This is a genomic window from Streptomyces sp. PR69 (genome assembly GCF_026420845.1).
Classification (GTDB): Bacteria; Actinomycetota; Actinomycetes; order Streptomycetales; family Streptomycetaceae; genus Streptomyces.
Map to the genome: position 1 here is coordinate 112705 of NZ_JAOWCB010000004.1, position 11330 is coordinate 124034.

General features: G+C 71.0%; 9 protein-coding genes. 1 reads left to right on the forward strand and 8 read right to left on the reverse strand.

The features are described 5' to 3' along the window. Positions 1–79 precede the first annotated feature (79 nt). Together OF819_RS05295 and OF819_RS05300 are read right to left on the reverse strand one after the other, a co-directional pair. Positions 80–943 (reverse strand): AfsR/SARP family transcriptional regulator, encoded by an 864-nt coding sequence (locus tag OF819_RS05295; protein ID WP_267242159.1) that lies wholly within the window; start codon positions 941–943, stop codon positions 80–82. 112 nt (positions 944–1055) lie between these two features. Continuing rightward, positions 1056–1751 (reverse strand): NADPH-dependent F420 reductase, encoded by a 696-nt coding sequence (locus OF819_RS05300; RefSeq protein ID WP_267242160.1) that lies wholly within the window; start codon positions 1749–1751, stop codon positions 1056–1058. A gap of 86 nt (positions 1752–1837) precedes the next feature. Here OF819_RS05300 and OF819_RS05305 point away from each other — a divergent pair, with 86 nt between their 5' ends. Continuing rightward, on the forward strand, positions 1838–2977 hold the full coding sequence (locus OF819_RS05305) for a helix-turn-helix domain-containing protein (RefSeq protein WP_267242161.1): 1140 nt from the start codon (positions 1838–1840) through the stop codon (positions 2975–2977). Between the two features lie 126 nt (positions 2978–3103). Here OF819_RS05305 and OF819_RS05310 read toward each other — a convergent pair whose 3' ends face one another. The 6 genes from OF819_RS05310 to OF819_RS05335 form a co-directional block, all read right to left on the reverse strand. Continuing rightward, positions 3104–4294: a glycoside hydrolase family 6 protein gene (locus OF819_RS05310; RefSeq protein ID WP_267242162.1), complete on the reverse strand. Its 1191-nt coding sequence runs from the start codon at positions 4292–4294 to the stop codon at positions 3104–3106. A 192-nt stretch (positions 4295–4486) separates the two neighbouring features. Then, positions 4487–5638: an XdhC family protein gene (locus tag OF819_RS05315; RefSeq protein WP_267242163.1), complete on the reverse strand. Its 1152-nt coding sequence runs from the start codon at positions 5636–5638 to the stop codon at positions 4487–4489. A gap of 52 nt (positions 5639–5690) precedes the next feature. Next, positions 5691–7172, reverse strand: a complete 1482-nt coding sequence (locus OF819_RS05320; RefSeq protein WP_267242164.1) for an NCS2 family permease — start codon at positions 7170–7172, stop codon at positions 5691–5693. A gap of 246 nt (positions 7173–7418) precedes the next feature. After that, on the reverse strand, positions 7419–9800 hold the full coding sequence (locus OF819_RS05325; protein ID WP_267242165.1) for a xanthine dehydrogenase family protein molybdopterin-binding subunit: 2382 nt from the start codon (positions 9798–9800) through the stop codon (positions 7419–7421). A gap of 2 nt (positions 9801–9802) precedes the next feature. Continuing rightward, positions 9803–10402, reverse strand: a complete 600-nt coding sequence (locus OF819_RS05330) for a (2Fe-2S)-binding protein (protein ID WP_267242166.1) — start codon at positions 10400–10402, stop codon at positions 9803–9805. A gap of 2 nt (positions 10403–10404) precedes the next feature. After that, positions 10405–11295 (reverse strand): FAD binding domain-containing protein, encoded by an 891-nt coding sequence (locus tag OF819_RS05335; RefSeq protein WP_267242167.1) that lies wholly within the window; start codon positions 11293–11295, stop codon positions 10405–10407. Between the last annotated feature and the right edge of the window lie 35 nt (positions 11296–11330).

Genomic DNA, 11330 nt, shown 5'->3' on the forward strand with positions numbered 1-11330 from the left:
GGCAGACCCCCTCCATCCCTCGCGCCGAGGGACTGCGCGCGCCGTCTCCCCCTCGGTTGAGGGGGAGACGGCGCGGGAGTCAGGCACCGGGCCGGCCGGGCCCGACGTACTCCTCGCGCAGCACGGCGATCTCCTGTTCCAGGAGCGCGATGCGGTCCTGCGGCGACAGCGGCCCGGCGGCCGCCGCCGGGTCCGGGCAGCCGGGCGTCTGCGGGGGAGGCCCGCAGGGCGGCGTCGAGCCGAGAGACGCCTCGTCCCCTTCACCGGTCAGAATGCGCCGCTCGATCCTCCGCAGCCGCTCGCCCGGTTCGATGCCGAGTTCCTCGGAGAACCGCCGGCGTGTGAGGCGGAACAGCGACAGCGCCTCCGCCGTACGCCCGGAGCGGAAGAGGGCGATCATCAGCTGCGCGCACAGCGTCTCCCGGAACGGGTGCTCCGCCACAAGATGCGTCAGCTCGCCCAGCACACGCCGGTGCTCACCGATCTGGAGTTCGAACTCAAAACGGTCTTCCATCGCGGAGTAGCGGTCTTCATGGAACTTCAGGGCAACGCTGTCCAGCAGCTCGCTTTCCATCCCGGCGCCGATCGGCCCCCGCCACAGCTGCAGCGCCTCCCGGAATTTCTGTACGACGGCTTCGCTGGGCGCACCGCACGCACCGGTGCGCGCCTCGGCGACAAGCGTCTCGAAATGATGCAGGTCGACATCGCCGGGGGCCACTCTGATGAGATAGCCCTGACGGTGGGTCTCAATACTGGCGCGCACACCTGCCGCCGCGAACTGACGGCGTAATCCGGACACGCAGATCCGTATCTGGCTCCGGGCCGTCGCAGGAGGCGCGTCTCCCCAAATGGCGCGGACCAGCCGGTCCGCGGCAACCGCGTGATTGGCTTGAAGAAGCAGCATGGTCAGCAGAATTCTCTGCCTGTTTCCGCCGAGCCTCACCTCCCCGCTGAGGCCGTGGACGACAAGCGGGCCGAGTATGCAAAACGTATGGTGCGCTGACACTGGTTCCCCCGTCATGGCCTACCGGTTCAACGTAGTTGTCGAAAGCCGCTCACCAGCAGGGGAGAAACTTGAAACCCCACCCGGCCGTGAGCAGCAGACGGTCGCGCATCTCCTGTCCGAGACGAGCCATGTCCTCCAGCCCTCTCGCATTGTCGAGTCCTCCCGCATCGAAGGCCCGCAGGCCCGAGAGGTCCACCAGCTCGACCACGGCGACCTTGGCGCGCTCGTCGTCCGACGCCACGAACACATCGACGGGCTGGCCGTCCATCTCCCCGCGGAACAGCGCCTCGGCGTCCCCCGCGGCGAACGCCTTCACCCAGCGGGCACGGGGGGCGGCCTGAGCCAGTCTGCGCACCCCGCTGGTGAGGGCGTCCCGTTGGCTGGGCACGCTCACATCCACCAGCGCCTTTCCCCGCAGCGCGGCCGTGCGGGCGCTGATCAGCTCCATGGCCGCGGGCCAGCCCAGCGCGAGCACCACCATGCGGGGCCGCAGGGCGGCGTCGACCGTCGTGGGCGTCACCGAGCCGGGGGCGCCCGCCGCCGCTTCGGCGGCGACGGCCCGGGCCTTGCCGATCCGGTGGTCCGCGAGCAGTACGTCCGCGCCCGCGAGGGCCGCCCGTCTGGCGACGGCCCTGCCCATGCCGCCCGCGCCGATGATTCCTAATCGCATCTCTCCGGCTGACTCCTCCATCGCTGCCTCCTGCCCCCCTGTAAAACTCTTTCTCACCCGCCCGCTCCTTCCCATCCCGCATTCAAGGGGGAGTCAAGGGCCCTTCCGGCCCCCGCATTTGAGGGGTTGGCCATTCCTGACCCGGCTGCGAGGATGGCGGGATGACCGGTTCTTCACTCTCCAGAATCGACATCGGCCGCACCGAGCTGCTGTCGCGGGCCGCGAGGACCTCCGATGCGCTCGGCATGTTCGCCGAGTCGTCGGCACAGTTACGGAAACTGCTGCCGTACGATGCGGCGGTCTGGCGCGTCACGGATCCGCTGACCGGAATGATGACCGCCCCGATCCGGGCGGAGAACCTGGACGAGGGCGGCTGCGCCGTCTACTGGGAGAGCGAACTCTTCACCGAGAACGTGAATCTGTTCCGGGATCTGGCCCAGGCCCCCATGCCGGTCGCGGGCCTGCGCCAGGCGACCGGCGATCTGCCCGCCCGCAGCACTCTCTACCAGCAGTTCATGCGTCCCCGCGGACTCCAGGACGAGCTGCGCGCCGTGCTGCGCGTCGGCGGCCGTCCGCACGGTCACATCAGCCTCTTCCGGGCGAAGGGTCGCCCCGCCTTCGATACGGCCGAGACCAAGCTGATCGCCGGTCTGATCGCCCCGCTCGCCAAGAAGCTGCGCTCCTTCGCCGAGCCCGCTCCGCAGTCCATGCAGCGTCTCCCGGACGCCCAGCACGGTCCGGGGCTGCTGCTGTTCGATCCGTCGGGCATGCTCCTCTCGGCCAATGACGACGCCCGCGCGCATCTGGAGGACCTGCCCGAAGGGCCGGCCACACCGGCGCAGATCGGTCTGCGCATCCCGGCCTGGGTGCAGTCGACGGCGATGAAGGCCAGGGCCATCGCCCAGGAACGCGACCGCGGTCAGGCCCGGGTGCGGGTGCGCACCCGCTCGGGCCGCTGGCTGGTCTGCCACGCTTCCTGTCTGCGGGAGAGCAGCGGCGCGCTCGGCCCCTCCGCGGTGGTGATCGAACCGGCGAAGACCTCGGAGATCGTCCCGCTCATCGTCGACGCGTACGAACTGACGGACCGCGAGACGGAGGTCACGCAGTGCATCGCACGCGGGCTGCCCACCGGTGAAATCGCCCAGCAGTTGCATCTCTCCCCCCACACCGTGCGCGACTACATCAAGGGCATCTTCGAGAAGGTCGGCGTCTCCAGCCGGGGGGAGCTGGTCGGCAAGCTGTTCACCGAGTACTACTCCCCGCTCGCGGAAAGCGGCATGGTGCGCGTCCACGGCGCCTGACCGTTATTGCCCCCATGAGCCTTGCCCGTTGAACACACTACCTTTGGCCGGTTTCGGGTGCGCCAGATCAAGCCGAAATCCGGCGCGGGGCGGTCTGGCCCTGTCGTTTGGACCAGGCCCGCCGGATCAGGCCCAGTCAGCGAGCGGCGGCCGCGCCAGCCGTACGAGTTCCAGGGCCTGCTCCTCGTACCACTCGCCCGCCTTGGGGGCGACGGCCTTCCGCGCGGGGTCCTGCGGCCCGGCCGTGCCGCGCAGACAGGGGCCGTCCGACTCCCCCGGGGTCTTGATCCACAGCCTGGCGTCCTGCAGCGGGTCGCCGGTGGCCAGGGTCGGCGGCGCGCCCAGTCCGCGCCCCGGCGGGTTGCACCAGTCCTGGGGGTCGCGGTACAGCCCGGCGGGCGGCGTCCAGGGCCCCTGCCCATTGCGGCTGGTGTCCGTGACGAAGTGTTTCATCGCGGCGGGGTCCACGGCGGCCTTCGCGGCGAGCCATGCCTCGGTGTCCTTCCGGGGGGCCGACTGGCCGGGGCAGTCGGCCGCCTGTCCGCCGCCCCCGGCATGGGCCAGGCAGGAGGAGACGAGCCTTCCGTACCAGGCGTTGGCCTCGTCGGTCTGGTAGTTGGAGGCGTTGATGTGGAAGCCGGTGGCCCGCGCGACGCCGGCTTTGATCAGGCGGGGCACGATGCCCGCGACGGAGTGCCAGCCGGGGTGCCCGGCGTCGAGGTAGACGCTGGTCCCGGGGAGCGGTTCGAGCACGTCGACCGCGTAGTTCAGCTCGGTGTAGCGGGCGGATGTCCTGCTGCCGCGGTCATCGTCCTGTCCCGGGCAGTCTTCGGGCAGCAGCGCGAGCGAGTCGGGCTCCAGCACCACCAGCGCGGGCCGTGTGCCGATGCCGCGCGCGACCGCGTCGATCCACTGCCGGTACTCGGCGGTCGTGGACGCTCCGCCCGCCGAGTAGGAGGCGCAGTCACGCCCGGGAACGTTGTACAGCGTGAGGACGGGCAGGGCCCGCTGCGCCGCGGCGTCCAGCACGGCGCCGCGGACGTCGCGTTCGGCTTCGGCGGGCCGCTGGTCCCCGAACCAGACGGCGTGCGGCGTCCGCACCATGGCCTCGATCCCCGCGGCCTCGGTGTGCCGCCCCTGGGCGCGCAGTACGGCCGCCTGGCGGTAGGCGTCGGGGTTGGCGGGGGGCGTGTGGAGCCGGGTGGGCGGCGGCGCCGGCGGGCGGGCGGCGGATGCCGCGGGCTGGGTGAGCGGCGCGGCAGGGAGGGCGAGGGCGGTGGCGAAGGCTAGTGCGGTGGCGAAGGAAGCGGTGCGCACGGTGTCACTCCGGCGATCAGCAGGGCATGCCCTGTAGTTCGTACGCCTCTCGCTCCCCTGACCCGCCCCGACCGGCCATGGTCCGCGCGCGCTGCCACCCGTATGGCGGCGTCGGACGGCCCTGGACAGCGCTGTCAGTCCGTCAGCCCAGCAGTCCAGTCCGTCGGTCCATGAGTCCGTCAGTCCAGTCCGTCAGGCGACCGACCCGATGCGCCCCGTCGGCGTGTCCGCGCCGTCGTGGTGGATGGGGGTGTGGGCGCCGGTCAGGGAGACGCCTGTGCCGCCGCGGCGGTTGGCGACGATCTCGGCGGCGATGGACAGGGCCGTCTCCTCGGGGGTGCGGGCTCCCAGATCGAGGCCGATCGGGGAGCGCAGCCTGGCGAGTTCGAGGTCCGTGACGCCGACGTCGCGCAGCCGCTTGTTGCGGTCCTGATGGGTACGGCGGGAGCCCATCGCGCCGACGTAGGCGACGGGCAGCGTGAGGGCCAGCTTCAGCAGCGGGACGTCGAACTTGGCGTCATGGGTGAGGACGCACAGCACGGTGCGGGAGTCGACGCCGGTCGACTCGAGGTAGCGGTGCGGCCACTCGACCGCGATCTCGTCGGCCTCGGGGAAGCGGGCCTTCGTCGCGAAGACCGGGCGGGCGTCGCACACGGTGACGTGGTAGCCGAGGAACTTGCCCACACGCACCAGCGCGGACGCGAAGTCGATCGCGCCGAAGACGATCATCCGGGGGGCGGGGACGCTGGACTCGACGAGAAGGGTCAGCGGCTGTCCGCAGCGGCTGCCGTCCTCGCCGATCCCGACGGCGGCGGTGCGGCCTGCGTCGAGGAGGGCGGCGGCCTCGGCGGCCGCGGTGCGGTCCAGTTCCGGATGGCCGCCCAGGGAGCCGTCGTATGCGCCGTCGGGGCGGACGAGCAGCGCGCGCCCGCGCAGTTCGTCCGGTCCCTCGACGATGCGGGCGACCGCCGCCGCCTCCCCTCGGGCGGCGGCGGCCAGCGCGGCCGCGAACACCTCTCTGGCGGGGGCGTCCACGGGGACCGGGGTGACGAGGATGTCGATGACGCCGCCGCAGGTCAGGCCGACGGCGAAGGCGTCCTCGTCGCTGTAGCCGAAACGTTCGAGCACGGTGCGGCCGTCCTGGAGGGACTGCTGGCACAGCTCGTAGACGGCGCCCTCCACACACCCGCCGGAGACCGAGCCGATCGCCGTGCCCTCGCTGTCGACGGCGAGCGCGGCGCCCGGCTGGCGGGGTGCGCTGCCGCCGACGGCCACGACGGTGGCCACGGCGAAGGCACGGCCCTGCTCGACCCACCGGTTCAGCTCATCGGCGATGTCCAGCATGTCGGTCTCCTCACGGGTGTGCGGGGGTGGGGGCCCGTGGGGCGGGCCGGGGTTACTTGACGCCCAGCCAGCCCTCGATCGGGTGAAGGCCGAAGTAGGCGAGGAAGACCGCGGCCAGGACCCACATAAGCCAGCCGATGTCGCGGACCTTGCCCTGGGCGGCCTTGATCAGCACATGGGCGATGACGCCCGCCGCGATGCCCGCGGTGATCGAGTAAGTGAAGGGCATCAGCACGGTGGTCAGGAAGACCGGGATCGAGGTCGCCGGGTCGTTCCAGTCGATGTGCTTGGCGTTCGTCAGCATCATCGAGCCGATCACGACCAGCGCCGCGGCCGCCACCTGGGACGGGATCACCTGGGCGAGCGGGGTGAAGAACAGGCACAGCGTGAAGCCGAGGCCGGTGATCACACTGGCGAAGCCCGTGCGGGCTCCGTCGCCGACGCCCGCGGTGGACTCGATGAACACCGTCTGGCCGGACGCGCCGGCGAGGCCGCCGATCGCGCCGCCCGCGCCGTCGACGGCGAGGGCGCGGTTCAGCCCGGGCATCTTGCCCTTGGAGTCGGCGAGGTTGGCCTGCTGGCCGATGCCGATGATGGTGCCCATGGCGTCGAAGAAGCCGGCCAGCACCAGGGTGAAGACGATGACGCCGACCGTGATGCCGCCGACGCTGCCGATGCCGCTGAAGGAGACCTCGCCGAACAGCCCGAAGTCGGGGGTGGAGACGATGGAACCGGTGATCTCCGGGGCGTTCAGACCGCCCCAGGCGGCCTTGTCGAGACCGGCGAGCTGGTGGACGACGGCCGCGAAGACGGTGCCGCCGACGATGCCGATGAGGATCGCGCCGGGAATCCTGCGGACCTGCAGAACGAAGATCAGCATGACGGTGACGGCGAAGCAGAGCACCGGCCAGCCGGTGAGCACATCGGCGGTGCCGAGCTGGATGGGCTTGGCGCCGGCGACTCCGCCGGGGCCGGGCATGCTGGTGACAAAGCCGGCCTGGACCAGGCCGATGAGGCAGACGAAGAGGCCGATCCCCATGGTGATGGCGTGCTTGAGCGCCAGCGGGATCGCATTCATGATCATCTCTCGGAGGCCGGTGACCACGAGGAGGATGATCACCAGGCCGTAGATGACACACATGCCCATCGCGTTCTGCCAGGTCATCTCGGGTGCGACCTGGAAGGCGATGACGGCGGAGACGCTGAGTCCCGCGGCGAGGGCCAGCGGCACATTGCCGATGAGGCCCATCACGATCGTGGTGGCGGCGGCCGCGAACGCGGTGGCGGTGGTCAGCTGATCACCGTCGAGGCGTGCGCCGCTGGCGTCCGGCACCGACAGGATGACCGGGTTGAGAAGGATGATGTACGCCATCGCCATGAAGGTGGTGATGCCGCCACGCACCTCCTGCCCGATGGTCGACCCTCTCTGCGTTATGTGGAAATACCGGTCGAGCCAGGATCTTCCGGCGGGCTGGCGCGTACCGGCGCCGGCGTCCTCCGCCGCAGTCTTCGGCTCAAGGGACTGCTGGGTCATGGTGCCTACTCCCAAGGTTCACAGGGGCACCCGCATCAGAATGCGGGATTTGGGATGGTGCGTTGGCTGCACGACCCGGGGGACGGCCCGAGACGAACTGGCACTGCTCTGGTTACTGCTGGTGCTGCCGACATTGCTGGTCCTGCGGGTACTGCTGGGTTCTCCGGGCGGCGCGTGCCGGGCCGGGGAAGTGTGACGTTCCTGGTGAGGCACGGCGCGCTCCGCCCGGAGGGTCTTGTGGGGGGATCAGGTGCCGGTGAGGTGCTCGGGCCGCACCGGCGTCCTGTTGAGCTCCAGCCCCGTCGCGTTCCGGATCGCCGCGAGGACGGCCGGGGTGGACGACAGGGTCGGGGCCTCGCCGATGCCGCGCAGCCCGTACGGGGCGTGCTCATCGGCCAGCTCAAGCACATCGACGGGGATGGTCGGCGTGTCGAGAATCGTGGGGATCAGATAGTCCGTGAAGGAGGGGTTGCGCACCTTCGCGGTCTTGGGGTCGACGACGATCTCCTCCATGACCGCCACGCCCAGACCCTGGGTGGTGCCGCCCTGGATCTGGCCGACGACGGACAGCGGGTTGAGCGCCTTGCCGACGTCCTGGGCACAGGCCAGCTCGATCACCTTGACCAGGCCCAGCTCGGTGTCCACCTCGACGACGGCGCGGTGCGCGGCGAACGAGTACTGGACATGGCCGTTGCCCTGGCCGGTGCGCAGGTCGAAGGCCTCGGTGGGGCGGTGCCGCCACTCGGCCTCGACCTCGACGGCCTCGCCGTCCAGGACGTCCGTCAGATCGGCGAGGACCTCGCCGCCGTCGGTGACCACCTTGCCGCCTTCGAGCAGCAGCTCCGCGGTGGCCCAGGCGGGGTGGTAGGAGCCGAACTTGGCGCGCCCGAGGTCGAGGACCTTCTCGCGGACGAGCTCGCAGGAGTTCTTGACCGCGCCGCCGGTGACATACGTCTGGCGGGAGGCGGAGGTGGAGCCGGCCGAGCCGACCTGGGTGTCGGCGGGGTGGATGGTCACCTGGGTGACGCCCAGCTCCGTGCGGGCGATCTGGGCGTGCACGGTGACGCCGCCCTGGCCGACCTCGGCCATCGCGGTGTGCACGGTGGCCACCGGCTCTCCGCCCACGACCTCCATGCGCACCCTGGCGGTGGAGTAGTCGTCGAAGCCCTCGGAGAAGCCGACGTTCTTGATGCCGACCGCGTAGCCGACGCCGCGGACGACGCCTTCGCCGTGGGTGGTGTTGGACAGTCCGCCGGGCAGGGCGCGTACGTCCGCGCCTTCGGTGGTCACCCACTGCTGCTCGGGCGGCAGCGGCATGGCCTTGACGCGGCGCAGCAGCTCGGCGACCGGGGCCGGGGAGTCCACGGGCTGCCCGGTCGGCATGATCGTGCCCTGCTCCATGGCGTTGAGCCGGCGGAACTCCACCGGGTCCATGTCCAGCTTGGCCGCGAGCTTGTCCATCTGGGCCTCGTACGCGAAGCACGCCTGGACCGCGCCGAAGCCGCGCATCGCGCCGCAGGGCGGGTTGTTGGTGTAGAGGGCGAACGCCTCGATGTCCACGTCGTCGACGACGTACGGGCCGACGGAGAGGGAGGCGGCGTTGCCGACGACCGCCGGGGAGGCGGAGGCATAGGCCCCGCCGTCCAGGACGATCTTGCACTTCATGTGCGTGAGCTTGCCGTCCCTGGTGGCGCCGTGCTCGTAGTAGAGCTTCGCCGGGTGCCGGTGGACATGTCCGAAGAAGGACTCGAACCGGTTGTAGACGATCTTGACGGGCTTGCCGGTGCGCAGCGCCAGCAGACAGGCGTGGATCTGCATGGACAGGTCCTCGCGGCCGCCGAAGGCGCCGCCGACGCCGGAGAGCGTCATCCGGACCTTCTCCTCGGGCAGGCCGAGGACCGGGGCGATCTGGCGCAGGTCGGAGTGGAGCCACTGGGTGGCCACGTACAGCTCCACGCCGCCGTCCTCGCAGGGGACGGCGAGGCCGGACTCGGGGCCGAGGAAGGCCTGGTCCTGCATGCCGAAGGTGTACTCGCCGGTGACGATGACGTCGGCGCGCTTGGCGGCCTCGTCGGCGTCGCCGCGGACGATCGGCTGGCGGTGCACGATGTTCGGGTGCGGGACATGGCCGGCGTGGTGGTCGTCGCGGCCCTCGTGGACCAGCACCGCGCCGGGCGCGGTGGCGGACGCCTCGTCGGTGATGAGCGGCAGCTCCGCGTAATCGATCTTGATCTTGGCGGCGGCGCGGCGCGCGGTCTCCGGGTGGTCGGCGGCGACCAGGGCCACCGGCTCGCCGTGGTGGCGGACCTTGCCGTGGGCGAGGACCGGAGTGTCCTGGATCTCCAGGCCGTAGTTCTTCATCTCGGCCGGCAGGTCGTCGTAGGTCAGCACCGCGTAGACGCCGGGCGTGGCGACGGCCTCGGAGATGTCGATGGATCTGATCTCGGCGTGCGCGACCGTGGAGCGCAGTGTGTGGCCCCAGAGCATGTCCTCGTGCCACATGTCCGAGGAGTACGCGAACTCGCCGGTGACCTTCAGGGTGCCGTCGGGGCGGAGCGTGGACTCGCCGATGCCGCCCTTGGTCTTGGAGCCCTGGGTGAGATTGGTGGGGGTGCCGGTGGTGGCCATGGTCAGACCGCCTCTCCCTGACGGGCGGCCGCCAGGCGGACCGCGTCGAGGATCTTCTCGTAGCCGGTGCACCGGCACAGATTGCCGGAGAGCGCCTCGCGGATGTCGGCGTCGGAAGGCTGGGCGTTGCGCTCCAGCAGCTCGTCCGCCGCGACCAGCAGACCGGGGGTGCAGAAGCCGCACTGCACGGCGCCGGCGTCGATGAACGCCTGCTGGATCGGCGCGAGGTCCGTCTGCTCACCGGTCTGGCCGTCGGACGGGCGCGCCTCCCAGCGCTTCGCGGCGTCCATGCTGGCGCCGGACTCCGTGCCGCCGCCGCAGGCGCCCGTGGCGCAGCCGCCCTCGGAGCGCTGCCTGGCGTAGTCGGCGAGGCCCTCGACGGTGACGACCTCGCGGCCCTCGGCCTGACCGGCCGCGACCAGGCAGGAGCAGACCGGCACCCCGTCGAGGCGGACCGTGCAGGAGCCGCACTCGCCCTGCTCGCAGGCGTTCTTGGAGCCGGGCAGCCCCAGGCGCTCACGCAGTACGTAGAGAAGGCTCTCGCCCTCCCAGACGTCGTCGGCTTCGTGCGGACGACCGTTGACCGTGAAATTGACACGCATGGTTATGCAGCTCCTTCAAGGGTGCGGCCGGCGCCGCGGTACTGCTCCCAGGTCCAGCCGAGCGTGCGGCGGGCCATGATGCCGACGGCGTGGCGGCGGTACTTGGCGGTGCCGCGGACGTCGTCGATGGGGTTGCAGGCGGCGGAGGCGAGCTCCGCGAACTGCTTGGCGACCGAGGGAGTGATGATCTTTCCGCTGTCCCAGAAGCCGCCCTCGTCCAGCGCGGCGTTCAGGAACTCCTCGGCGGCCTCGGCGCGGATCGGCGTGGGGGCGGCGGAGCCGATGCCGGTGCGCACGGTGCGGGTCTCGGGGTGCAGCGCGATGCCGAAGGCGCAGACCGCGATCACCATCGCGTTGCGCGTGCCGACCTTGGAGTACTGCTGCGGCCCCGCGGCCTTCTTGATGTGCACGGCGCGGATCAGCTCGTCCGGGGCGAGGGCGTTGCGCTTCACGCCGGTGTAGAAGTCGTCGATCGGGATCAGACGGCTGCCGCGCACCGACTCGGCCTCGACCTCGGCCCCGGCGGCGAGCAGCGCCGGGTGGGCGTCGCCTGCCGGGGAGGCGGTGCCCAGATTGCCGCCGACGCCGCCGCGGTTGCGGATCTGCGGGGAGGCCACGGTGTGCGAGGCGAGCGCCAGGCCCGGCAGCTCGGCCCGCAGCTGCTCCATGATCGCGGTGTACGGCACTGAGGCGCCGAGCCGGACGGTCTTCTCGCCGGTCTCCCACTCGCTCAGCTCGCCGATGCGGTTCAGGTCCAGGAGGTACTCGGGCCGTCGGTGGTCGAAGTTGATTTCGACCATGACGTCGGTGCCACCCGCGATGGGTACAGCCGTGGGGTGCTCTGCCTTGGCGGCGAGCGCCTCCTCCCAGCTGGCGGGGCGAAGGAAGTCCATGAGTGGCTCTCTTCTTCGTGATCGGGGTCGTTCGT

Excerpts from the sequence above, each read along its gene's own strand:
- OF819_RS05300 (WP_267242160.1), bottom strand. The coding sequence starts at position 1,751 with ATGGGAAGGAGCGGGCGGGTGAGAAAGAGTTTTACAGGGGGGCAGGAG.
- OF819_RS05305 (WP_267242161.1), top strand. The coding sequence starts at position 1,838 with ATGACCGGTTCTTCACTCTCCAGAATCGACATCGGCCGCACCGAGCTG.
- OF819_RS05315 (WP_267242163.1), bottom strand. The coding sequence starts at position 5,638 with ATGCTGGACATCGCCGATGAGCTGAACCGGTGGGTCGAGCAGGGCCGT.
- OF819_RS05320 (WP_267242164.1), bottom strand. The coding sequence starts at position 7,172 with ATGACCCAGCAGTCCCTTGAGCCGAAGACTGCGGCGGAGGACGCCGGC.
- OF819_RS05325 (WP_267242165.1), bottom strand. The coding sequence starts at position 9,800 with ATGGCCACCACCGGCACCCCCACCAATCTCACCCAGGGCTCCAAGACC.
- OF819_RS05330 (WP_267242166.1), bottom strand. The coding sequence starts at position 10,402 with ATGCGTGTCAATTTCACGGTCAACGGTCGTCCGCACGAAGCCGACGAC.
- OF819_RS05335 (WP_267242167.1), bottom strand. The coding sequence starts at position 11,295 with ATGGACTTCCTTCGCCCCGCCAGCTGGGAGGAGGCGCTCGCCGCCAAG.